The organism is Kitasatospora sp. NPDC088264, assembly GCF_040685715.1.
Taxonomy (GTDB): domain Bacteria; phylum Actinomycetota; class Actinomycetes; order Streptomycetales; family Streptomycetaceae; genus Kitasatospora.
The window spans coordinates 20,239-43,143 of record NZ_JBFBIR010000067.1; the positions used below are offsets into that span (position 1 = coordinate 20,239).

The 22,905-nt window shown below is 72.1% G+C and carries 22 protein-coding genes and 1 pseudogene; 13 read left to right on the forward strand and 10 right to left on the reverse strand.

The genetic code is table 11. The features are described 5' to 3' along the window. The first annotated feature begins 307 nt into the window (after positions 1-307). On the forward strand, positions 308-1,945 hold the full coding sequence (locus AB0O82_RS33145; protein ID WP_363587850.1) for an alkaline phosphatase D family protein: 1,638 nt from the start codon (positions 308-310) through the stop codon (positions 1,943-1,945). Between the two features lie 152 nt (positions 1,946-2,097). Here the strand turns inward: AB0O82_RS33145 and AB0O82_RS33150 are convergent, their stop codons facing one another. From AB0O82_RS33150 to AB0O82_RS33165, 4 genes are all read right to left on the reverse strand, one after another. Then, a complete protein-coding gene (locus tag AB0O82_RS33150) occupies positions 2,098-2,922 on the reverse strand; it encodes a S41 family peptidase (RefSeq protein WP_363587852.1) in 825 nt (274 codons plus the stop codon). Between the two features lie 263 nt (positions 2,923-3,185). After that, positions 3,186-3,629, reverse strand: coding sequence for an ASCH domain-containing protein (locus AB0O82_RS33155; protein ID WP_363587854.1), 444 nt, complete (start codon positions 3,627-3,629; stop codon positions 3,186-3,188). Between the two features lie 23 nt (positions 3,630-3,652). Then, complete coding sequence (locus AB0O82_RS33160) at positions 3,653-4,183, reverse strand: GNAT family N-acetyltransferase (RefSeq protein WP_363587856.1); 531 nt, start codon at positions 4,181-4,183, stop codon at positions 3,653-3,655. Beyond that, positions 4,180-5,445: a helix-turn-helix transcriptional regulator gene (locus AB0O82_RS33165; RefSeq protein ID WP_363587858.1), complete on the reverse strand. Its 1,266-nt coding sequence runs from the start codon at positions 5,443-5,445 to the stop codon at positions 4,180-4,182. The genes AB0O82_RS33160 and AB0O82_RS33165 overlap by 4 nt, the downstream gene beginning before the upstream one ends. Before the next feature lie 308 nt (positions 5,446-5,753). Between AB0O82_RS33165 and AB0O82_RS33170 the strand changes: the two genes are divergently transcribed. The 5 genes from AB0O82_RS33170 to AB0O82_RS33190 all read left to right on the forward strand — a co-directional run bounded on the left by AB0O82_RS33170 (position 5,754) and on the right by AB0O82_RS33190 (position 8,781). Further along, on the forward strand, positions 5,754-6,185 hold the full coding sequence (locus AB0O82_RS33170; RefSeq protein ID WP_363587860.1) for an ATP-binding protein: 432 nt from the start codon (positions 5,754-5,756) through the stop codon (positions 6,183-6,185). Between the two features lie 20 nt (positions 6,186-6,205). Beyond that, positions 6,206-6,448: an ATP-binding protein gene (locus AB0O82_RS33175; protein ID WP_363587862.1), complete on the forward strand. Its 243-nt coding sequence runs from the start codon at positions 6,206-6,208 to the stop codon at positions 6,446-6,448. Positions 6,449-6,462: 14 nt separating this feature from the next. Beyond that, positions 6,463-7,032, forward strand: a complete 570-nt coding sequence (locus tag AB0O82_RS33180) for a hypothetical protein (protein ID WP_363587864.1) — start codon at positions 6,463-6,465, stop codon at positions 7,030-7,032. A 344-nt stretch (positions 7,033-7,376) separates the two neighbouring features. Then, positions 7,377-7,895, forward strand: coding sequence for a DUF6879 family protein (locus AB0O82_RS33185; RefSeq protein ID WP_363587866.1), 519 nt, complete (start codon positions 7,377-7,379; stop codon positions 7,893-7,895). A 37-nt stretch (positions 7,896-7,932) separates the two neighbouring features. Further along, positions 7,933-8,781 carry a helix-turn-helix transcriptional regulator gene (locus AB0O82_RS33190; protein ID WP_363587868.1) on the forward strand — a complete coding sequence of 283 codons (849 nt, stop codon included), beginning with the start codon at positions 7,933-7,935 and terminating at the stop codon, positions 8,779-8,781. A 128-nt stretch (positions 8,782-8,909) separates the two neighbouring features. Here AB0O82_RS33190 and AB0O82_RS33195 read toward each other — a convergent pair whose 3' ends face one another. From AB0O82_RS33195 to AB0O82_RS33220, 6 genes are all read right to left on the reverse strand, one after another. Continuing rightward, the gene (locus AB0O82_RS33195; RefSeq protein WP_363587870.1) at positions 8,910-10,193 is read right to left on the reverse strand and encodes a sugar ABC transporter permease; all 1,284 of its coding nucleotides are present in this window, start codon (positions 10,191-10,193) and stop codon (positions 8,910-8,912) included. After that, positions 10,190-10,975: an ATP-binding cassette domain-containing protein gene (locus AB0O82_RS33200; RefSeq protein WP_363587872.1), complete on the reverse strand. Its 786-nt coding sequence runs from the start codon at positions 10,973-10,975 to the stop codon at positions 10,190-10,192. Before AB0O82_RS33200 ends, AB0O82_RS33195 begins: the two co-directional genes overlap by 4 nt. Positions 10,976-11,032: 57 nt before the next feature. After that, positions 11,033-12,127 (reverse strand): substrate-binding domain-containing protein, encoded by a 1,095-nt coding sequence (locus AB0O82_RS33205; RefSeq protein WP_363587874.1) that lies wholly within the window; start codon positions 12,125-12,127, stop codon positions 11,033-11,035. 312 nt (positions 12,128-12,439) lie between these two features. Then, positions 12,440-12,814, reverse strand: a complete 375-nt coding sequence (locus tag AB0O82_RS33210) for a hypothetical protein (RefSeq protein ID WP_363587876.1) — start codon at positions 12,812-12,814, stop codon at positions 12,440-12,442. Positions 12,815-12,960: 146 nt separating this feature from the next. Further along, positions 12,961-13,857: a neutral zinc metallopeptidase gene (locus tag AB0O82_RS33215; RefSeq protein ID WP_363587878.1), complete on the reverse strand. Its 897-nt coding sequence runs from the start codon at positions 13,855-13,857 to the stop codon at positions 12,961-12,963. A 251-nt stretch (positions 13,858-14,108) separates the two neighbouring features. Further along, entirely contained in the window at positions 14,109-15,011 is a 903-nt protein-coding gene (locus AB0O82_RS33220; RefSeq protein ID WP_363587880.1) for an EamA family transporter, read from the reverse strand. Between the two features lie 48 nt (positions 15,012-15,059). Here AB0O82_RS33220 and AB0O82_RS33225 point away from each other — a divergent pair, with 48 nt between their 5' ends. The 7 genes and pseudogenes from AB0O82_RS33225 to AB0O82_RS33255 form a co-directional block, all read left to right on the forward strand. Then, positions 15,060-15,632 carry a MarR family transcriptional regulator gene (locus AB0O82_RS33225; RefSeq protein WP_363587882.1) on the forward strand — a complete coding sequence of 191 codons (573 nt, stop codon included), beginning with the start codon at positions 15,060-15,062 and terminating at the stop codon, positions 15,630-15,632. After that, entirely contained in the window at positions 15,629-16,168 is a 540-nt protein-coding gene (locus AB0O82_RS33230) for a DUF6328 family protein (RefSeq protein ID WP_363587884.1), read from the forward strand. The genes AB0O82_RS33225 and AB0O82_RS33230 overlap by 4 nt, the downstream gene beginning before the upstream one ends. A 226-nt stretch (positions 16,169-16,394) precedes the next feature. After that, positions 16,395-17,030 carry an AAA family ATPase gene (locus AB0O82_RS33235; protein WP_363587886.1) on the forward strand — a complete coding sequence of 212 codons (636 nt, stop codon included), beginning with the start codon at positions 16,395-16,397 and terminating at the stop codon, positions 17,028-17,030. A gap of 30 nt (positions 17,031-17,060) precedes the next feature. Further along, positions 17,061-17,591 carry an AAA family ATPase gene (locus AB0O82_RS33240; RefSeq protein WP_363587888.1) on the forward strand — a complete coding sequence of 177 codons (531 nt, stop codon included), beginning with the start codon at positions 17,061-17,063 and terminating at the stop codon, positions 17,589-17,591. Positions 17,592-17,671: 80 nt separating this feature from the next. Further along, positions 17,672-17,905: a hypothetical protein gene (locus tag AB0O82_RS33245; protein ID WP_363587890.1), complete on the forward strand. Its 234-nt coding sequence runs from the start codon at positions 17,672-17,674 to the stop codon at positions 17,903-17,905. Between the two features lie 435 nt (positions 17,906-18,340). After that, a complete protein-coding gene (locus tag AB0O82_RS33250) occupies positions 18,341-22,768 on the forward strand; it encodes an LPXTG cell wall anchor domain-containing protein (protein ID WP_363587892.1) in 4,428 nt (1,475 codons plus the stop codon). Positions 22,769-22,798: 30 nt separating this feature from the next. After that, a pseudogene (locus AB0O82_RS33255) lies at positions 22,799-22,905 on the forward strand (ABC transporter permease); the annotation flags it as partial.

The following is a 22,905-nucleotide window of genomic DNA, read 5'->3' on the forward strand; positions in this document are numbered from 1 at the left end:
ACGGAGCAGCCGTCCCCTCGTACGGGTTCGGGGCTTTGCCGGGCGGCCGCGGTGCGGGGCCTGCGGGCGGGCCGGGGCCGGTGGCGGGCCCGGTCGGGGGCGGGAGGGCCTGCGGCCGCGGGCCAAGTGGACCGGTCGCGCGGGTGGCGCTACGCGCGTCCGTTTCCGTCCATCCGGGGGATTTGTCGGACCTTCACTGATCCCCCATCAGATGATCACTCGGCTGCCGGAATTCCGACCCCTGGCGTACGGCGCGGTCCACTCGAATTCCTTCGCACACCGCCGAGCAGCGAAAGGCCTTCACCCCATGACCCGCCCTGCCGACCGCCCCTCCCCCGACCAGCAGCTGCGCGAGGCCGCCGCGCGGCTGGACCGGCGCCGCTTCCTCACCGTCACCTCGGCCGCCGCCGCGCTGGCGTTCACCGTCAACCTGCCGTCCGCGCACGCCGAGGACGCCGAGTTCGGCCCGCGCGCCATCACCGGCGACCCGTTCACCCTCGGCGTGGCCTCCGGCGACCCGCTGCCCGGATCCGTCGTGCTGTGGACCCGCCTGGCGCCGCGCCCGCTGGAGCCCGGCGCCGGCCTGCCGCCCACCGGTTCGGTGCGGGTGGGCTGGGAGCTGGCCCGCGACGAGCGGTTCCGTAAGGTGGTGCGGCGCGGCAGCGCCCGCGCGCACGCCGAGTTCAACTACGCGGTGCACGTGGACGTCGACGGCCTCGACGCGGACCGGGTGTACTGGTACCGCTTCACCGTCGGCACCTGGAGCAGCCCCGTGGGGCGCACCCGCACCGCGCCGGAGCGCGGGCGCAGGCTGGACGCCGTCCGCTTCGGACTGGTGTCCTGCCAGGCCTACGAGGACGGCTACTTCACCGCCTACCGCCACCTCGCCGACGAGGACCTGGCCGCGGTGTTCCACGTCGGCGACTACATCTACGAGTACGGCATCGACGCGGCGGGCGGCGACCGCAAGTACACCGACCGCACCCTGCCGGCGCTGTTCGACCACGAGACGGCCACGCTGGAGGACTACCGGCTGCGCTACTCCCTCTACAAGAACGACCCCGACCTCCAGGCCGCGCACGCCGCCCACCCCTGGTACGTCACCTGGGACGACCACGAGGTGGAGAACAACTACGCGGCCGGCATCCCCGAGAAGGGCCAGGACCCGGCGCCGTTCATCGCCCGCCGCGCCGCCGCCTACCGCGCGTACTGGGAGAACATGCCGCTGCGGATGCCGCAGCCGCGCGGCACCGAGCTCACCCTCTACCGGCGCGTCCACTTCGGGCAGTTGGCGCAGTTCGACATCCTCGACACCCGCCAGTACCGCGACGACCAGGCCAACGGCGACGGCTGGCAGTACCCCACCCCGGAGTCCGAGGACCCGCGGCGCACCCTGATGGGCGCCGCCCAGGAGCGCTGGTTCGCCGAGGGCCTGCGCCGCTCCCGGGCGACCTGGAACGTCGTGCCGCAGCAGGTCGTCTTCTCCCGCCGCAAGAACACCACCGCCGAGCGCTCCAAGCTCTCCATGGACGCCTGGGACGGCTACCCGGCCGCCCGCGAGCGCTTCCTGGCCGCCGTCGACCGGGCCGGGGTGGAGAACCTGGTGCTGCTCACCGGTGACGTCCACGTCGCCTACGCCCTGGACGTCAAGCGCGACTTCGACAAGCCGGACTCGCGCACCGTGGGCGTGGAGTTCGTCGGCACCTCGATCAGCAGCGACGGCGACGGCGAGGAGCGGCCGTCCAACTGGCAGAACCTGATGTCGGCCAACCCGCACATGAAGTTCTACGACGGGCGGCGCGGCTACACCACGCTCACCCTGGACCGCCACCAGGTGCGCGCCGACTACCGGGCCGTCTCCCACATCACCCGCCCCGGCGGCACCGTCACCACCGCCGCCTCCTTCGTCACCGAGGCCGGCAACCCGGGCATCCGCCCCGCCTGACCCGCCACCCCCTGGTCCCGCCACCCCTTGGGTCCCGCCGCTCACGGGGGCGGCGGGACCACGTGGTGGCTGAGCCTTGAGCGTGACCGCGCCGCACCAGTTGCCTCGATAGGCCCCCCGGCTGCTCAGGACTGAGCAGCCGGGGGACTCGACTACGCGCGAAGGTGTTCCAGTGCCTTCTCCAGCGCATCCTCAGCGGCAACCGCCACGTCCGGCTCCACGCCAACGCCCTCCCAGTTGGTGCCGGTGACCGGGTTGATCGAGCGGGCCGCCGGCACGGTCACCGTCACATGCGGCGCGACAGGAATACGGGCCGTCGGGTGGGCGCCACCACGCGTCGTCTGCCCGACCAGCGTCGCACGCTTGAGCACCTTCAGGTTGTACGACAGCTCCTCCCCACCGGAGAACGTGAAGTCGCTGGTCAGCACCGCCACCGGACGGTCCGAATAGCGCGGCGCGGCGAGGTGCCCGAGGGTCCAGTACTGGCGGGTGGAGTCGGTAGCCCGGTCGTAGATGTCGTTGAGGTGCACCTCGTCGTCAGCGAAGAAGTAGCTGCACCACAGCTGCACACCCTCCGGTGAACCGCCGCTGCACTGCCGCAGGTCGATGACCAACGCCTCGGTGGAAGCGACCAGTTGCATCGCGGCGGCGATCGCGGGACCGCCCACCCCGGCCGGGGGAATCATGCGCAGATCGAGGTAGCCGATGTTGCCGTCGAGCTGCTCTGCCCGCCGGATGCCGTAGTTCTTCTCCCGGGCGTACCGCTCGAACCGGGCCCGGGCGACGTCCTCCGGCTCCTCGTCCATCGACTGCGGCTCCTCGCTCCACAGCAGCCGCAGGTGCTTGTCCGGACACACCCCCTGCAAGTCCTCCGTGACCCGCTCGCACAGCCCCCGCTCGTCCAGGCCCTCATAAGCGCCTTCCGCCAGCCGGTTCCGGATCGCCACTTCCATGGCCGCCGTCTTCTCGGGGAACACGTAACCAGCGGTGATCCGGGCGAGGGCGGTGTCGAGTATCGCTCCATGAGTGATCATTCGCGCGATCGTAGGTCAAGGCCGAACCGATGCCCAGCGGTTTCTCAGCGAACTCCTCACCGCCACCCCCTCCCCCGGCCCCCGCCTCAAACCCGCCCTCACCCACTGCCGCACCCAAGCCACCCACACCACCCGCACCTGAAAACCCGTTCCGCGCACAGGAAGTCGGCCCCGCCGACTTCCCGCGCAGCGCGGTCGCTCCCCGGCTACGGGGCGAGCCGCAGGTGGATCGCGAGGACGCCGAGCCGCTCCTTCTCCAGCGGGTGGATCTCGCGATAGGCGGCGAGGAGTTCGGCCCGGCTCACCCCCTCGGATCCGATCGCCTCCAGGTCCTCGGCGTCGAGCATCGCGTCGAAGCCCGGGTACTCCACCACCTCGGTGACCCGGGTGCGGTAGCGGGCGTCCCCGGACTCGAAGACGAGCAGCTGCCCCGGATGGATCTTTCGCATGCTCGGGTAGCCGACGCGCACCTCGACGGTCTTGGTGCCGCCGGCGATCAGGTCGAGATAGGGCGGCGGATCCTGATGACGCGTTCCTGGTCCGGCATGGGGTGGTGTTCCGCTTCCATGCCGAAGAGGGAAGGGGCAGGGCGGCCAGGCGCCCGCGCGATCGCCGGGCGGCGAGGGCTTGCCCGTGCTCGACGGCCTCACGCGCAGGGTCGCCGTCGCGGAGTTCAGCGGGTCGGACGGATCATCGCCGTCAATCGAGGCGATTCCGGTGATGGCTGCTGGGCGTTGAACGCCTGGTAGCCCCAGGTCTCGTAGAGACGCTGGACCTTCCCGTCCCCGGCGAGCGGGTTCACCATCAGCGTGACTCGGCCTTCGGTGCGGTTGGCCAGCAGTGCGTCGTGGATGCGACGGGCGGTGCCGGTGCCACGCCAGGGCGTGCGCACGCCGATCTCCTTGATGGCCAGGGTCGGCGTGTCGGTCCAGCCGTCGGGAAGCTGATCGGTCATGCGCTTCCAGTACCGGTCGCCGGCCTCGACGGTGTTGCCGTAGACGTATCCGACCGGCAGTTCACCGTCGTAGCCGAGGACGAGTTCGAAGCCGGGCTCGGCGGTATGCCGGTCAAGGCGTTCGGTGAATGCGGCGACACGGTAGTTCGGCAGGTGCAGCAGCGGGCCGCGCACGTCGGCGTAGACGTCCAGCAGATCCTGTCGGGCCTCGGGCGCCAACGCAGTGTGGTGGCGGAGTTCGACGGTCACGCGGTGGTCCTCCAAGTGTCGTGAGTGTACGCGGTCCAGGTCCTGTCCGATGTGCTGCCGGGCGCCCGCTCATGCAGGTTGGTGCCGAAGGCCGCCAGCATGCGCTTGACACGGGGGTGGGTGGAGCCTGCGGTCGGCACGGACATCGCCGTGGCGACCGCAGGCTCCAGGTCCCCCTGACCGAGCTGGGCCCTGGCGAGGCGGACGGTGGTGATCGCGATGGACCGCCGCATGGCGTCGCGCCGCTGGGCGATGCTGCGGTGGGCTCGTGCTTCGGCGTCCTCCCAGTTCCCGGCCGCCAGGTGGGCGGCGAGGGCGAGGGAGTCGAGCTCGGACTGATCGTAGAAGGCGGTTATCCACACCGGTCGGGTGGCTGCCTGGTCCACCCGGTCGAGAGCGTCCTGTGCGTGTCCGAGCGAACGGCGGACCGCGTTGGAGTCGCCTGTCAGGCCGTGGATGGCCGCGTGGCGGGCGTGCCCGAGGGAGGCGAACAGCGGGTCGCGGCGGGCGATCGGCAGGCTGCGGGCCACGTCGTTGGCTGCCAGAGCGTCGCCCACCTGTCCCAGATGCCGGTACATACTTCCCGCGTGGGACCAGATCCGGAACTGGATGCCGGAGTCTCCGGACATAGCAGCCAGGGAGGCGGCCTTCCGGTGGTGTTCGAGTGCGGCATCGAAGCGGCGGCCGTCGATCGCGGCCCACATCGCCGAGGACATGAAGGCCGCCGCGCTGGCGTACAGCTGGGCCCGGATCCGCTGGGTCGCGATGCCGTTCTTCTGCAGTTCGAGGGCCTCGTCGGCGAGCGATGCGGCCTTGGACTCGATGCTGAGCCGGCCGCCGTGACGGTGGTCGCTGGCGATGACCTCAGTAAAGCGCCGTTGCAGGTTCTGCACGTCGGTGATGCCGATGCGGCTACCTGCCGACGCTGCAGGGGTAGGGGTGAGTACGGTGACCGCCGTACCGCCGGCCGCCGCTATGAAGTCGCGTCGCCTCACGTCTTCCTCCGGTGTGGTGCGGGCCCTCCCGGTCGGGACGAAGCCCAGCTCTTCGGGCGTACAGCCGAATACTGCCTTGAGCGCGCGGCGAATCTTCTCCGGTGGCCACCGGGTCGAACCGCTCAGCCAGTTGTGCACTGTGCGCTCTGATACGGTGCCGAGCCGCCCGGTGAGGATCTCGATCTCCAGGTTCACTTCGCGGGCTAACTCGACCTTCGTCATGCGGCGTTCGGCCATCCGGTGACGGAGCTGGACGTTGACCACCATGGAGTCAACGTAGCCGCGCCATCACCTGCCGTGCAGGCGACCAGGCAATGGGACGGTCAAGTTTTCCGGCTGGGATCCGACCAGAACGCCGCCGACTTTGCCTCACCACCCGTCTCGTGATGACCGTTCACTGGATGCAAGCCGCCCGCCCCTCGGGGCGGATGCCCGGCACCGGGCCGCTTCCCACGTGGGCCTGGCGCCGGCCAAACCTCCCATCACCAGCTCTCTTTCCGGAGTCGCGCCGTGATCGCCACTGGTAGGCCCTCGCACGTTGTCCGTCTGCTCGCTCTTCGGCGATGGAAGGCGGCGTGAACACGACCATTGCCCCCACCCCGGCCCTGGTGGGCGGCGAGAGGCGGCAGGCCGTCCACCTGCCCTACCGACCCGAATCGGCTTCGACAGCCCGCCACCTGGTCCGGACAGTGCTGGTCAAGTGGGGCTTGGAGGACCTGGCCGACGACGCCGAACTGATCGTCTCCGAGCTCGTCGGCAACGCCAGTAAGACCGGCTGCCAGCTCACGATGAGCGTCGAGATCGTCTCGATCACCGGCAGGGACGTGCGGATCGGGGTGACCGACGGCTGCCGGATCCTGCCTGTGAGGGTCGACGCCGGTCCGAACGCCGAGGGCGGCCGGGGCCTCGACCTCGTACACAAGCTCACCCGGGGCCACTGGGGCGCCGCCCTCATGTCCGACGGCAAGACCGTCCACGCCGACCTCAAGCTCAGGACCACACAGTGAACCGGCAGCAGCACGATCCGGTGGGAAACACCATGAAGGTCCTGCTGGTGGCCGGGCGCCCCACCTGCCTCGACCTGCATCGAGGTCCACGACGCCAGCACCAGCCACTCACCGTCCGGGCGGTCGCCCCGGACGACGAACACGGACGCGGCCAGTTCCTCGTCGACGAACTCGCCGAACACTGGGGCTGCGCCAACCGCCCTGGCAGCATCGGCAAGTTCGTCTGGGCCCGCATCGCCCCCTCCTCCCTCACCACCGTCTGAAAGACCGACTCCCCATGCACCAGCCCTCCCTGACCGCCCTCGCCCGACACGTCCTCTCCCGCGGCAGGACCCCTGCCGAGACCTACGCCCTCCTCTCCCGCCGCACCCGCAAGCCGCTGCCCTCCGCCCGCGCCGTCTGTCTGGCCCTCGGCATCCCCCTCACCGACACCCAACTCCGCCTCGACGACTGCTACGACGCCCTCCTCGCCAACCCCCGCCCCGGCTCCGAGGCCGACACCGGCGAACTCCTCGAAGCCCTCGGCGTCTTCGACATCCCCAAGCCCCTCGACGCCACCGAACTCGCCGTTGTCGACCTCTTCCTGGCCGCCATCGACGCCATGGGTGGCATCCGCGCCGGCCACCAGCACGGCCTGGCCCGCTGGTTCACCACCGGGAACCTCACCGCCGCCTACCTCTCCCTCACCGCCGCCCGCCCCCGCCCTACCGTCGGCGACCCCGCCCACTACTGGACCGCCCTCGTCGACGCCGGCGAACTCCTCGTCGCCGCCCCCACCGCAGACATCCGCATCAAGCACGCCCTCGCCCACTGCCGAGACCGCGCCGCCCGAACCACCCGCTCCTGAGCAACACCCCACCGTGCGCAGGAAGTCGGGCCCGCCGACTTCCTGCGCAGCGCGGTCGGCTCGTCCAGGTCAGCCGGACCTCAGGGCCGCCATCCGCCGACACCCTCCACTTCCACTCGCCTCGGCACCACACGGCGGTTTCTAGGGGCCTTTCGTGCGTTCTGGGCCTGTTGGAATCCAACAGGCCCAAGGGCCCGCCGGCCGTTGGACAAGTCCGGCTCCTCTTGCGTGGAGGGGTGTCAGAGGTGTGGCTCTGCCCGGGTTCGTGCAATTTCGTGCATGCGGGGTTGTGCTTCTGACTCGCAGGGCTGACGGTGGTGCACGTCCCTGCAACTCCACAGACGTTGGAGATCGTCATGGCACTAGGTTTTGTGGGCATCGACCCCAGCACAGGCGGCGGAGGCTCGCCTACCGTGTGGGTCGAGGACGAGGCGGAGGAGATCGATCGATTCGCCCGCACCGGCGAGATCGAGCTGGACCCCGAAGCGTCGTGGTGGCCCGAGTGGCTGGGACTCGTCCGCGAGACGGTCGGTCGTGGCGTGGTCATGCGGCGGGCCCGGATCGTGTCCGAGCCGGTGACCGACTACATCCGGTGGGAGCACGCGGTTACCCCGATGAACCTGGCGGCCGGAGAACTGGTTCGGTGGCTGCCGAGGAGTCAGACGTCGAACATCGCGCTGCCGGGGAACGACTTCTGGCTGATCGACGACAAGCTGGTGCTGTTCCACTTCTTCACGGGGTACGGCGACTGGGCCGAGCCCGGGTTCGCCTTCTCCGAGGACTCCGCGACGGTTCATCTCGTCTCCTCTGCGTTCGAGGCTGTGTGGGAGCGTGGCACCCCGCACGACGAGTACAGCGTCTGACCCGCCCTTACCCTGCGAGCACCGGACCGCCAGACCTATGCCGACGTCTCCGTCATCAAGCGCGCAAGCGGCGCGTCTTGCCCTTGCCAACCGCCTTGTCGATCTCCGCAAGGATGCCGGCCTGACGGGTAGACAGCTGGCGTTCCGGTGCGGGTGGAACCCTTCGAAGGTCTCCCGCATCCAGAGTGCGCGAACCCCTCCGTCTGACTCCGACATTCGGGCATGGTGCACTGCTTGCACAGCGGCTGACCAGTCGGACGACCTGATCGCCACGTCGAGAGCGGTCGAGTCGATGTACATGGAGTGGCGTCGGCTGCACCGCGCAGGGATGCGCCAGGTGCAGGAGGACTTCTACACGCTCCACGAGCGGGCGGAGTTGTGCCGGACGTACGTCTCCAATGTCGTTCCCGGCTTCCTCCAGACGCCCGGGTACGCAACCGCCCTGATGCACTCCATCACGGAGTTCCAGGGGACCCCTGATGACGTGGCCGACGCCGTTGCCGCACGGGTGGCGAGAGGACGGCTCCTGAACGAGGGCAGGCACAGGTTCGCTGTGCTGATGGAGGAATGGGTGCTCCGCTCCCGGATCGGTGACGCGGAGACCATGGCCGGTCAACTAGGCCATCTGCTGGCGGTGATGCCGCTGGCATCGCTGTCGCTGGGGGTCATCCCGTCCACCGCACAGCGCGGCATGTGGCCCCTCGAAGCGTTCTACCTGTACGACGATCGGCATGCTGTCGTGGAGACGTTGACAGCTGAGGTCAACGTCACCCGGCCCCGCGAGATCGCTGACTACACCCGGGCGTTCGGCGAGTTGCAGCGCCTCGCGGTCTACGGTGCCCGGGCGCGTGCGCTCATCACGTCGGCAATAGCCGCCCTCGGGTGAATCCGTGCGCGGGGGCCTCGCCGGCGCCGGGCTCCTCGGGCGGGGCGGCCGCGCGTTTCCTGGCCTGGCGCCCCGCGATGCGGCGGGGCGCCAGGCCAGGAAACGGGGGCCCGGGTCTTTCGGCTTGGCTAGGTGCGGGCGGCGGTGGTGCGGGTGCGGCGGGAGAGGGAGTCCAGGACGACGGCGGCGAGCAGGACGGCGCCGGTGATCATGTACTGGATGGCCTGGGCGGCGTGGACCATGTCCAGGCCGGTGGTGATGGACTGGATCACCAGGATGCCCAGCAGCGCGGACCAGGTCTTGCCGCGGCCGCCGAAGAGGCTGGTGCCGCCGATGACGGCGGCGGCGATCGCGCTCATCAGGACGTTGCCGCCGCCCAGTTGCTTGTCGGCGGAGCCCTGCTGGGAGGCGTAGAACAACCCGCCCAGGCCGGCCAGGAACGCGGACAGCATGAAGACGGAGATCCGCACCCGGGCCACGTTGACGCCGGCGCGCCGGGCGGCCTCCACGCCGCCGCCGACCGCGAAGATCTGGCGCCCGTAGGAGGTGCGGCGCAGGACGAAGTCGGTGAGGACGACGACGCCCACCAGCACGACCAGCGGCAGCGGCAGGCCGCGGTCCTGGTTGAGGGCGTAGGCGGTGGCGAGGGTGAGCACGGCCAGGGCGCCGGTGCGCACCACGGTGTCGGCGGTGGGGCGGGCGGTGAGACCGGCGGCGGTGCGCCGGCGGGCGGTGCGCAGGTGGGCAAGCAGGTAGAGGGCGGGGGCGAGGACCGCCAGGGCCCAGGCGTAGGCGATGTCGCCATCGCCGAGGAAGGTGGTGTCGAGGGTGGCGATGAGGCCGCCGTGGCGGTTGTTGACGGTGCCGAGGTCGCCCAGGACGTACTCCTGCAGACCGCTCCAGGTGAGCATGCCGGCGAGGGTGACGACGAAGGCGGGGACGCCGACGCGGGCGAAGAAGAGGCCGTGCAGCAGGCCCATGACGGTGGCCGCGGCGAGGGCGGCGAGCACGGCGAGCCATTCGGCGACGCCCTGGCGCACGGCGAGGACGGCGGCGAGGGCGGCGCTGGCGCCGGCGACGGAGCCCAGGGAGAGGTCGATCTCGCCGAGGATGAGGACGAAGACGACGCCCACCGCGATGAGGCCGGGGCCGGCGATGAAGCGGGTGATGTTGGTGAGGTTGTCGGCCTGGAGGAAGTGGCCGGTGACGGACTGGAAGATGACGGCGATCAGGATGAGGCCGACGACGACGGGCAGGGAGCCGAGCTCGCCGGCGGCCAGGCGCCGGCGGGCGGCGTCCAGGTAGCCGGCGGGGCCGGCGGCCCGGGTGTGCAGGCGGGGGTCGGCGCCGGGGGCCACGGGGTCGGTGCCGGGGGCCGCGGGGGTGTCGGCGGGGGTGCTGGGCGTGGTCATGCGGCGTCCTCCTCCTCGGTGTGGCGGGCCTGGCGCCGGGCGTGGGCGTTGTCGGTGGCTCCGGTGATGGCGGAGACGATCTGCTCCTGGGTGGTGCCGGCGACGGGGAAGACGCCGTTGTTGCGGCCCAGCCGCAGGACGGCGACGGTGTCGGCGACGGCCCGCACGTCGGCCATGTTGTGGCTGACGAGGACGACGGCCAGGCCGCGTTCGCGCAGCCGCTCGACGAGGTCGAGGACCTGGGCGGTCTGTTCGACGCCGAGGGCGGCGGTGGGCTCGTCCAGGATGACGAGGGCGGGCTCGCCGACCAGGGCGCGGGCGATGGCGACGACCTGGCGCTGGCCGCCGGAGAGCGCGGCGACGGGGGTGCGCACGTCGGGGATGCGGATGGCGAGGGTGTCGAGGAGTTCGCGGGCGTGCTGCTCCATGGCGACCTCGTCCAGGAGCCCTCGGCGGCGTTTCTCGCGGCCGAGGAACAGGTTCGCGATGACGTCGAGGTTGTCGCACAGGGCGAGGTCCTGGTAGACGGTGGCGATGCCGAGGGCCTGGGCGTCCTGGGGGCGGGTCAGGCGCACGGGCTCGCCGTGCCAGGTGATGGTGCCCTCGTCGACGGGGTGGACGCCCGCGATGGTCTTGACGAGGGTGGACTTGCCGGCGCCGTTGTCTCCGACGAGGGCGAGGACTTCACCGGTGTGCACGTCGAGGCCGACATCGGTGAGGGCCTGGACGGCACCGAAGCGCTTGGAGACCGAGCGCAGCTGGAGGACGGGTGCGCCTGTCACATGAACCTTCTTCTGCGGTGGTGGACTTGGACCCGGGTCGAGCTGGGCGGGGCCGGGCTACTTGAGGCCGGCGGCGGCGCAGGCGGCGGCGTAGTCGGCGGTGCAGATGTCGGAGACCTTGTAGAGGCCGTCGGCGACGACCGTGGTGGCGATGTTGGCCTTGGTGACGACCTTGGCGTCCAGGAACTTGGCGGGGATGGCCTTGTCGGTGGCGCTGTCGACGGTGGCGGTGGCGACGGCCTTGACGTCCTTGCCCTTGAGGAGGGCGACGGCCAGTTCGGCGGCGGAGTCGGCGAGCGGGCGGTAGGCCTTGTAGATGGTGAAGGCCTGGTCGCCGTTGACGATGCGCTGGATCGCGTCGAGGCCGGCGTCCTGGCCGCCGACGGGGACCTTGATGCCGGCGCCCTGGAGCTGGGTGATGATGGCGCCGGCCATGCCGTCGTTGGCGGAGTAGACGGCCTGGAAGCCGTTCTTGCCGAGCTGGGTGACGGCGGCGCCGATCTTCTGGCCGGCGACGGTGGCGTCCCACTGGCCGGACTGCTCGTAGACGATCTTCTTGACCTTGGCGTCGAGGATCTTGTGGGCGCCGGTCTTGAAGTCGGCGGCGTTGGGGTCGGCCTCGTCGCCGTTGATCATGGCGACGTTGGCGTCGGCGGCCTGCGGGCCGAGGGCGTCGACGAGGGCCTGGCCCTGGAGTTCGCCGACCTTCTCGTTGTCGAAGGAGGCGTAGGCGGCGACCGGTCCGGTGGCCAGGCGGTCGTAGGCGACGACCTTGACGCCCTTGGCGGCGGCCTCCTGGACCCAGCCCTGGGTGGACTTGGCGTTGAAGGGGTCCAGGATGATCACCTTCACGCCCTGGGCGAGGAGGGTGTCGAACTGCTGCTTCTGCTTGGCGGCGCTGCCCTCGGCGTTGTTGTACAGGACCTTGCAGTCCGCGCACAGGGCGGCCACCTTGGCCTCGACGAAGGGGCGGTCGAAGGATTCGTAGCGGGTGGAGGAGGCGTTCTCGGGTAGGAGCAGCCCGATGGACTTGCCGTCTCCGGAAGCGGCCGCGTCCTTCTTGTCGCCGCCCGCCTTGCCGCAGGCGGCCATGGACAGGGCCAGTGAGATGCCGGTGGTGGCGATGAGGACGCGACGCAGTGCTGCGTTCATGGGGGTGCCTCTCCCTGACGTCGCCGCGGCTCTGCGGCGGGGTGGGGGGAGTTAAACCTGAACGCGTACATGACGTCAATAAGTAAATTCAGACTGCGGGCGATGCGCCTCTACTCGTTATCTTCATGAACACTGACGGGGAGTTGAAACCTGGAGGAAGCTCCAAATGACGGAACGGCGGCGCCCGTTGCGGGGCCCGCCGTTCAAGAGTCGATCAACCTGTCGGAGCGTCAGGAAGGCGGGGCGCCCGCCGTCCCCCGTGCGGCGGGCGCCCCCGTGCGGAGGTGGTACCGGTGCGTCAGGAACGACGCGTCAGGGGCGGTCGAGGGTGATCGAGTTGATCGGGCCCAGGTCGTACCAGACGCCGTTCTGCGCCGGGATGTCGTAGACGCAGCTGCCGCCACCCGAGCCCCGGCACAGGTGGGCGTGGGCGCCGCCGGACTGGTTGTTGAGGACCCAGTGGTTGCCGTACTGGTTGCTCAGGTTGTGCGCGCCGTAGCTCCAGTACACCTCGCTCGGGGCCGAGGCCGGGTTCTGGTTCTGCGGGTAGACGCAGACCGCCCCGTACGGACAGCCCGCCCAGGAGCCGTCGGCGGCGCCGGCGCTGCCGGCGCCCAGGGTGGTCAGGGTGGTCAGGGCCGCGGTCGCGAGGGCGAGGGCGGCGACGGCGTGGGTGATCCTGCGCATGGATGGTTCTCCCTTGGCTGGTGAGCGGCCTGACGTGGGGTCCGGCCGGTGCTCAGCAGCCTAGGAACGCGGGCGCGGCGGCGGTCCCTGACATCTGACAGGGGCGCGCCGCCGCACTCCGGGAGCCGGTTCGCCGGCTCACCGGGCTAGAGCTTGCCGAAGGTGTCGCACTGGGCGAGGTCGCCGGTGCGGTAACCGGTGGTGAACCAGGTCTTGCGCTGGTCGGAGGAGCCGTGGGTCCAGCTCTCCGGGTTGACCCGGCCGGTGGCCTGCTTCTGGATCCGGTCGTCGCCGACGGCCGCGGCCGCGTCCAGGCCCTGGGCGATGTCCTGGTCGGTGAGGGAGGCGATCAGCGGCCGCCCGGTGGAGGGCTGCGGGGTGGTGGTGGCGTGGTGCGCCCACACCCCGGCGTAGCAGTCGGCCTGGAGTTCCAGCTTCACGGAGGCGCTGTTGGCGCCCTGGCGGTCGCTGCCCACCTTCTGCATGGTGCCGAGGAGGTTCTGGATGTGGTGGCCGTACTCGTGGGCGACGACGTAGGACTCGGCGAAGGGCCCGCCCTTGGCGCCGAAGCGGGCCGAGAGCTCGTTGAAGAAGCCGAGGTCGAAGTAGGCCTTCCGGTCACCGGGGCAGTAGAACGGGCCGACGGCGGAGGTCGCCGGGCCGCAGGCGGTGGAGACCTGACCGGTGAACAGCACCGTCTCGGCGTTGCGGTACGCGGTGCCCGTGCGCTTGGGCAGTTCGGCGCGCCAGAACTCCTGCACGCTGTTGGTGACCGCCACGATCCGGCAGTCCTGGCGCCGGTTGGCGTCCGCGCCGGTCTTGCAGGCCTGCTGCACCTCGCCGGCGGTGTGCGCGCCGCTGGAGGTGGTGGAGCCGCCGCCGGAGGACAGGCCCAGCAACTGGGGGTCCACGCCCAGGACGACCGCGAACAGTACGACGATCAGGCCCACCGCCCCGCCGCCGATGGCGACCTTCCCGCCCGGGATCCCGCGCCGGTCGTCCACCTGCGAGGTGTCGAGGTCGCCCTGGTCGTCGAACTGCATGCCCCTGCCCGCTTCTGTCGTGTTTGTCAGTACTGGTGACGGTCTGTGCCGGTGACGGCCCGCCCAGCCTACGGGCAGCGGGCGCCGGCGCGGCGCAGCGGGGCGCGGGCGCCAGGGGCCGGTCAGGACGGGGCGGGGCCGGGCGGCGACTGCGGCCGTGGCCGTGGCCGCGGCGATCGGGCACCGCTCCCCCGAGGCCGCGCGCGCCGTCCTGGACCATCACCTGGCCCGACTGTTGGACTGTCGGTCCGTCAATTCTTGACGCGGGTCATAGATTTGGCCACGACTGAGGCTTCGGCAGGGCGGGCGGGCCCGCGGGGGCGGCCGAGCAGGACGCCGGCCAGGACCAGGGCCAGCCCGCACACCTGGCGCGCGCCGAGCCCCTCCCCCGCGAGGCCGGCGCCCAGCAGGACGCCGGCGAGCGGGTTGAGCAGGCCGAGCAGCCCGACCGTGCCGGCCGGCAGGTGGCGCAGGCCCGCGAACCAGAGGGCGAAGGCGAGGGCGGTGGCCACCAGGGCGACGTAGCCGAAGGCCGGGAGCGTGCGGGCGTCCATCGCCGGGGGCGCGCCCTCCACGGCGGCGGCCAGGGGCAGCAGCATCAGGCCGCCGGCGGTCAGCTGCCAGGAGGTGACGGCCAGTGGGGCCGCGCCCTCGCGCCAGCGGGCGGCCAGCACGTAGCCGACGCAGGAGACCAGCATCGCCGCCACCGACGCCGCCAGCCCCGCCCCGCTGACCGTGCCGCCCGCGCCGAGCAGCGTCAGCGCCACCCCGCCCAGGCCCACCACCGCGCCGACCAGGTGGGCGCGGTGCGGGCGCTGCCCGGCCAGCGCCCAGGCGGTGAGCAGCATCGCCAGCGGGGAGGCGGCCATGACGGTGGCGGCGGTGCTGGTGGGCAGCAGTTGGGAGGCGAGGTAGAGCAGGACGAAGAACACCGCGGTGTTCAGCAGTCCGAGCAGGGCGCTGCGCCACCACCAGGGCCCGTGCGGGCGGCGGCGGGACAGGGCGAGCAGGACCAGTCCGGCGGGCAGGGCGCGCAGGGCCGCGCCCCACAGGGGCCGGTCGGCGGGCAGGTAGGCGTGGGTGACGTAGTAGTTGGCGCCCCAGGCGAGCGGCGCGACCGCGGCCAGCAGCACCCACCGCAGATTGGCTTCCATGGAAGGCAATATACCTTCCCGGGAAGGTACTGGCGGTAGGATGGCCCCATGGAGCACCACCAGCAGCACCCCCGGACGCCCTCCCCGCCGGGCGCGGACGCCGACCACGTGGCGCTGATCCAGGCCCAGTGGCGGCGCGAACGCCCCGACCTCGACGTCTCCCCGCTGGCCGTCATCGGCCGCCTGCACCGCCTCGCCGCCCGGCTGACCGGCGAACTCGCCCTGGTCTACTCCCGCTACGGCCTCGGCGAGGGCGAGTTCGACGTCCTGGCCGCGCTGCGCCGGGCCGGCGCCCCCTACGAGCGGGCCCCCGGGGAGCTCGCCGCCCACACCATGGTCACCACCGGCGCGATGACCAAACGGATCGACCGCCTCGAACGCGCCGGGCTGGTCACCCGCCGCCTCGCCGAGGGCGACCGGCGCGGGCGCCTCGTCGCCCTCACCGACGCCGGCCTGCGGCTGATCGACGAAGCGTTCACCGCCCACATGCGCAACGAGCACCGCCTGCTCGCCCTCCTGTCCCCCGAGGAGGCCGCCGCCCTGCAGACCCTCCTCACCGTCTGGCAGCACCGCCTGGACGGCACCGCACCGGGCGGCGGGCCAGCAGAATGTGACGCATGACCAGCACTCCGCCGCCGTCCCAGCCCGAACCCGAGCCCGGACCGCAGCCCCAGCCGCCCCAGCCGTCGCCGTCCGGCAGCCCGGAGAGCCCGGGGGCCCGGGCCGACCGGCGGCTGGTGGAACTGCTGCAGGAGCTGCGGGTGCTGCAGACCGGCGTGCAGATCGTGTTCGCGTTCCTGCTCGGGGTCGCCTTCACCCCGCGCTTCGCCACCCTCACCGACGGCCAGCAGGACGTCTACGTCACCACCCTGCTGCTGGCCGTCATCTCCTCGGCCGTGTTCGCCACCCCGGTGGCGCTGCACCGCGGGCTGTTCCGCCACCCCGGCAAGGCGCGGATCGTCAAGGTCTCCGCCCACATCGCCCAGCTGGGCCTGATGCTGCTCGCCTGCGCGCTCACCGGCGCCGTGCTGCTCGTCCTGGACGTCGTGCTCGGGACCGCCACGGCCCTGGCCATCACCTCCGTCGTCGCGCTGATCTTCGCCGGGCTGTGGTTCGTCCTGCCCTGGGCAGTGCGCCGCCCGCTGCACGACGACTGAACCGGCGCCCGGCGGCCGGCACCACCGGGGACAGTGCGCCCGCTTCCCGTCACCCGCGCCGCACCGGGGGCGGGCGCGGCGCGGGTGACGGACGGGACCGGGCCGGGGCCGGCTGTCGGGCGCCGGGGGCCAGGCGAGGAAGTCCCACATCTCCCTCACCCCTCAGAGCCCGCCCGCCCCCGAAACCGCTTACCGCCCCACCCCGCGCGGCGGGTACCGTGCCCGGATGCACAGCAACGACAACAACGGCAGCAGGGACGGCAACGGCAGCGCCCCCACCTGGGACGTCCTGCTGCTCGGCGGCGCCTCCGGCCTCGGCAAGAGCCGCGCCGCCGCCGAACTCGCCCGGCACAGCGGCGCGTTCGTGGTCGAGTTCGACGACGTCGCCGCCGCCCTGCACGCCGCCACCACCGCCGAGGGCCACCCCGGCCTGCACCACTTCGACGGGCTCGACGACCCCGACGCGCTGCCCGCCGACCGCGTCCTGGAACTGCAGATCGCCACCGCCCGCGCCCTGGACGACGCCCTGCTCGGCGTGGTGCGCAACCGCCTCACCGTCGACGTGCCCGCGATCGTCGAAGGCGACTACCTCACCCCGGCCGCCGCCGCCCGCGCCGCCGCCGAGGCCGCCGGACAGGGCCGCGTCGTGCGCGCCGTGTTCCTGCACGAGGGCGACGCGGCCGGCATCAGCGCCAACTACGCCCAGCGGGAACCCGACTGCGGCCCGCAGGAGCGCCGCGCCGCCGTCAGCGCCCGCTACTCCCACTGGCTCGCCGACCAGGCCCGCACCCACCACCTGCCCGTCCTGGACTGCCGCCCCTACCCCACCCTCGCCGACCGCCTGCTCCGCGCCCTGACCTGACCTGACCTGGCCTGACGAAAGGGGTCCGAGATGCTGATCGTGGTGAGCGGCGGGCCGGGCAGCGGGAAGACGACGCTGGCCCACGCGCTGGCACAGGCCCTCGGCTGCCCGGCGGTGTGCCGGGACGAGCTGAAGGAGGGCCTGGTGCACGCGGGCACCCGGGCCGGGAACCCCGACGAGGCGGTGCGCGCGGCGTTCTTCGACGTCCTGGAGGTCCTGGTGCGCGCGGGGGTGAGCGTGGTGGCGGAGGCCGCGTACCAGGACCGGCTGTGGCGGCCCGGCCTGAGCCCGCTGGCCGAACACGCCGAACTGCGCATCGTGCACTGCCGGGTGGACCCGGCAGTGGCCCGCGCCCGGATCCGCACCCGCCTGACGACGCACCCGCACCGCGCCGCGCACGCCGACCGCACGCTCCTCGCCGCCCCGCCCGGCCCGGGCAACCTGCTGGACGACTTCACCCCGCCGTCCCTGCCGGCGCCGCACCTGCACGTGGACACCACCCACGGCTACCGCCCGCCGCTGGCCGACATCGCCGCCTTCGCCACCGGACCCGGCGACTGACGAACCATCAATTCTCCGGCTGCGAACAGCCCCGGCCGGCCAACTGCGCCGCCCCGCTCGGCGCCGCCACCCTCGGCGCGGTGCGCCGCCGCGGCGCCTTCGTCGCGGTGGCCGGCGGCAGCCGGCCGGCGGGCCTGCGCGGCATCCGCGGCATCCGCGGCATCCGCGGCATCCGCGGCATCCGCGGCATCCGCGTGGCCAACGCGTGGATCACCGCCGACGGCCGCCTCACCCTGCGCCTGGCCCGCGCCGCCGACGCCCGCACCCGCCTCGCCGCCGGCGGCCTGCGCGAGCGCCCGGTGCTCGTCCCGTGAACAGGGCCCGCCCCTGCCAAGGCCGTTCGGGAGGCACCGGGTACCGCCCCGGCCCTCCGCCATGCTCGGCGCTCCTCGATCCGGTCGGATCAACTCCTGCTGGCAGAAGGTGAGTTCCGCACAACACGGGCGCGCCCAGCGGGTCTCGCACGCAAGGCGGCCTCGCCGGGCCCACTGCGCCCGACCGTCCGTCGGCGGGTGGAGCCCCAGGGGCGGGCGGGGGCCGCCACGATCGCCGCAGTACCGGCCGTCACTCCGACGGCCGCACCTTGACGGTCCGTCCGCTATTGCCGGCCCGTCCCTGTGGGCCGCCGGGATGACTTCCCCCGCGTGCCGAATCGGCCCGGATGGTGTATACGGCATAGTCGTTTCGTCACCTTATGGCGTATTTATGCCGCCATCCACGCGTCCCGTGAACACCCTGGGGAGTCCCCGATGCCCGAAGTCAGACGCCGCTGGGGCTTGGCCCGAGCCTTCGAGGCACCGGGGAGAGCCGCCCCGAATCGGCGCGGCTGGTCCGGAGTACTCGCGGCCGTGCTGATGCTGGCGCCGGTGCCGCTCGTCCCGCTGCTGGCCGCCCCCGCCGCGCACGCGGCTCAGGCGTGCCCGGCGGATGCCGGCTACACCGACTGCCTGTCCTTCGCCTACACCGGAAGCGACCAGGACTTCACCGTCCCCACCGGGGTCTCCTCGATCAGGGCGAAGGCCTGGGGCGCGGGTGCGGCCGCCGACGGCGACACCGCCGCGGCCGGCCGCGAGCACGCGAACCGGCCGGGCGCCGCCGGCGCCTACGCGACCGCGCTGCTGGAAGTGACGGCCGGACAGCGACTGACGGTGGTACCGGGTCAGGGCGGGCGCTCGCACCCCGACGACGCCGCAGACTCCCCGGCGGCCCGCAACGGCGGCGCCTCCACCATCCGGTCGGGCCAGTCCCACACCCCCGCGGACACCCTGCTGGCAGCCGACGGCGGCACGGCCACGAGCGCGACTGAGACCGCGACCGCGAGCGGCGCCGGTGCTGCCGGGGCCGGTCCTGAAGACGGGCCGCAAGGCCTTGCCCCTCACGTGACCGAGCGCCAGTACGTCACCGGGGCGGCCTTCGGCGGCTTCGCGCCGTCCATCACGGACGTCAACGGCGCCGATACCGACGCCAACACCGGCGCCGACGCGGCCAAGGGCGGCGGCCACAGCGGCGACGGCGGCAACGGCCTCGTCGTGCTGGAGTGGAAGGATCCCGGCGCCGGCGCCACGACGGCGAAGGCCGACCCGTCAGCGGCCTCGACGCCCACCGGCCAGAGCAGCGCTCCAGGAGCCCCGTCCCCGGAGACCACGCCGTCCCCGGAGACCACGCCATCCGCAGCGGCCGGACCGGCCGGCCCGAGCAGCGCCGCCCCGCTCGGCCGCTTGCCCCGGGCACCCGGCGACCCCCTGGACTGCACGGGCAACACGATCTACGCCATCCAGCGCGGCTCCTCCACCGCCGCGACCGGCACCCTGCTCGCCCTGGCCGCCGGCACCGTCGGCGGATCCAGCGTGACCGCGACGACGGTCAGCACGCTCCCCGCCGGGTCGGGCTTCACCAACGCCCTCGGAATCACCGACGGCGGCACCGCCGCCTACGTGGTCGACCAGACCCCGACCGTCGCCGGGTCCGTCAACGTGTACGGCTACAACGCGGCCACCGGGGCCTGGACCACCTACACCGGATCCGCCGGCGCCACCACCGACTCCTTCGTCGCCGGCGCGGTGAACCCGGCCAACGGCATCTACTACTACGCCAGCTTCGAACCCGGCACGGCGACCACACCCGGCGTGGCCACCCTCTACGGCTTCAACACCGTCACCAACACCGCGATCCCCGGCGTGATCGCCACGTTCGACCTGCCGGTCACCGGAGCCTCCGGCCCCAACGGCGACATCACCTTCGACGCGGCCGGCAACCTCTACGTCCTCTCCTCCGTCGGCACCGACGCCGCCATCGGTCGGGTGGCCGGGCCGATCCCCACCACGGGGTCGGCCACCGGTGTGCCGCTGACCGACACGGTGCTGAGCACCCTGCCCAACCCGAACGGCAACTCGTTCAACGGGGCGGCCTTCGACAACGCCGGAAACCTCTACATCGAGTTCGCCTCGGGGAGCACCACCTACCTGGAGCAGCTCAACCCGAACACCGGCGCGATCACGGCCGGGCCCACGCCGTACTCCAACAACGCCTTCCTGTCCGTGGACCTCGGCGCCTGCTCCACCAACCCGACCCTGGCCCTGCAGAAGAACATCGTCGGCCGGTTCGCCGAGTCGACCACCTCGAACGACCAGTTCGGCCTGGCGATCACCGGCGGCGGCATCACCCAGGGCAACACCGCCACCACGACCGGCACCAGCACCGGCGTCCAGACACCCCCCGCCGGCCCGGTCATCGCCGTGTCGGGGACCACCTACACGCTGACCGAGACCGCCGCCTCCGGCAGCCTCGCCAACTACACCACCGCCTACGACTGCGTCGACACCGCCAACGGCAACGCCCCGGTCGCCTCGGGCACCGGAGCGACCACCTTCAACCTGCCGTTCCCGCCCACGGTGGAGGGCAAGAACAGCCCGATGGTGCTCTGCACCTTCACCAACACCCCGGTCCCCGCGACGCCCTCGCTCACGATCGTGAAGACCGCGTCCCCGACCACGGTCACCGCCGTCGGGCAGACCGTCGACTACAGCTTCCTGGTCACCAACACCGGCAACGTCACCCTCACCAACGTGACGGTGAACGAGACCGCGTTCTCCGGCACCGGCACCCCGCCCGTGATCACCTGCCCGGCCGGCGCCGCCTCCCTCGCCCCCGGCGCGTCGGTGACCTGCACCGCCCCCTACACGGTGACGCAGGCCGACATCAACGCGGGCTCGATCACCAACACGGCAACGGCGACGGGCACTCCGCCCACCGGCCCGCCGGTGACCTCACCGCCCTCCAGCGCAACCGTCACCGCGACACCGGCTCCGGCGATCACGATCATGAAGACCGCGTCCCCGACCACGGTTTCGACCGTCGGGCAGGTCGTGGACTACAGCTTCCTCGTGACCAACACCGGCAACGTCACCCTCACCAACGTGACGGTGAACGAGACCGCGTTCTCCGGCACCGGCACCCCACCGGTGGTGACGTGCCCGGCCGGCGCGGCCTCGCTGGCGCCCGGCGCGTCGGTGACGTGTACTGCGAGCTATGCGGTGACGCAGGCCGACATCAACGCGGGCAGCATCACGGACACCGCGACGGCCACCGGCACACCGCCCACCGGCCCGCCGGTGACCTCACCGCCCTCCAGTGCAACCGTCACCGCGACGTCCAACCCGGCGCTCACCATCCTGAAGTCGGTGGATGCGACGGAACTGACCGGTGCCGGCCAGGTGCTGCACTACTCCTTCCTGGTGACCAACACCGGCAACGTCACCCTGACCAACGTCACCGTGAACGAGACCGCGTTCTCCGGCACCGGCACCCCGCCCGTGATCACCTGCCCGGCAGGCGCCGCCTCCCTCGCGCCCGGCGCGTCCGTGACCTGCACCGCCAGCTACACCGTCACGCAGGCGGATGTCGACAGTGGGAAGGTCACCAACACGGCGACGGCGACAGGTACCCCGCCCACCGGCCCGCCGGTGACGTCCCCGCCGTCCTCGACCAGCGTCCCGAACACCCCGGCCCCGGCGCTCACCATCGTCAAGTCCGCCTCGCCGACCACGGTTTCGACCGTCGGGCAGGTCGTGGACTACAGCTTCCTGGTGACGAACACCGGGAACGTGACCCTGACCAACGTCACCGTGAACGAGACCGCGTTCTCCGGCACCGGCACCCCGCCCGTGATCACCTGCCCGGCAGGCGCCGCCTCCCTCGCGCCCGGCGCGTCCGTGACCTGCACCGCCAGCTACACCGTCACACAGGCTGATCTCAACGCAGGCAGCATCACGGACACCGCGACGGCCACCGGCACACCGCCCACCGGCCCCCCGGTGACCTCACCGCCCTCCAGCGCAACCGTCACGACGACCCCCAACCCGGCGCTCACCATCGTCAAGTCGGTGGATGCGACGGAACTGACCGCCGTCGGCCAGGTGCTGCACTACTCCTTCCTGGTGACCAACACCGGCAACGTCACCCTGACCAACGTCACCGTGAACGAGACGGCGTTCTCCGGCAGCGGCACCGCTCCCGTGGTGACCTGCCCGGCGGGCGCGGCCTCGCTCGCACCGGGCGCGTCCGTGACCTGCACCGCCAGCTACACCGTCACGCAGGCCGACCTGGACGGCGGCAAGGTCGCCAACACGGCAACAGCGACGGGCACTCCGCCCACCGGCCCGCCCGTGACGTCCCCGCCGTCCTCGACCAGCGTCCCGAACACCCCGGCCCCGGCGCTCACCGTGGTGAAGTCGGCTTCCCCGACCACGGTCACGGCCGCGGGTCAGACCGTCGACTACAGCTTCCTGGTGACCAACACCGGGAACGTCACACTGACCGACGTGACGGTGAACGAGACGGCGTTCTCCGGCAGCGGCACCGCTCCCGTGGTGACCTGCCCGGCCGGCGCCGCCTCGCTCGCACCGGGCGCGTCCGTGACCTGCACCGCCACCTACACCGTCACGCAGGCCGACCTGAACAGCGGGAAGATCACCAATACCTCGACGGCGACGGGCACTCCGCCGTCCGGTCCGCCGGTGACCTCCCCGCCGTCCAGCGCGACGGTGACCGCGAAGCCGCCGCACGGCCACCTGCCGAGCACCGGCGCGAACACCCACCTGGCCGGGCTGGCGGGGAGTCTCCTGCTCCTCGGCGGTGGGCTGGCGCTGGTGACGCGCCGCACCCGTCGTCGCGGCTAGCAACGGCGGCTGACGGCGGCGGTCCCCGGAGCATGGGCTCCGGCCACCGTGCTCGGCACCATGGTCGCCTTCGCACTGGCCCGCTACCGCTTCCGCGGCCGCTCGGCCACCACCGCGATGATCTTCCTGCCGATGGC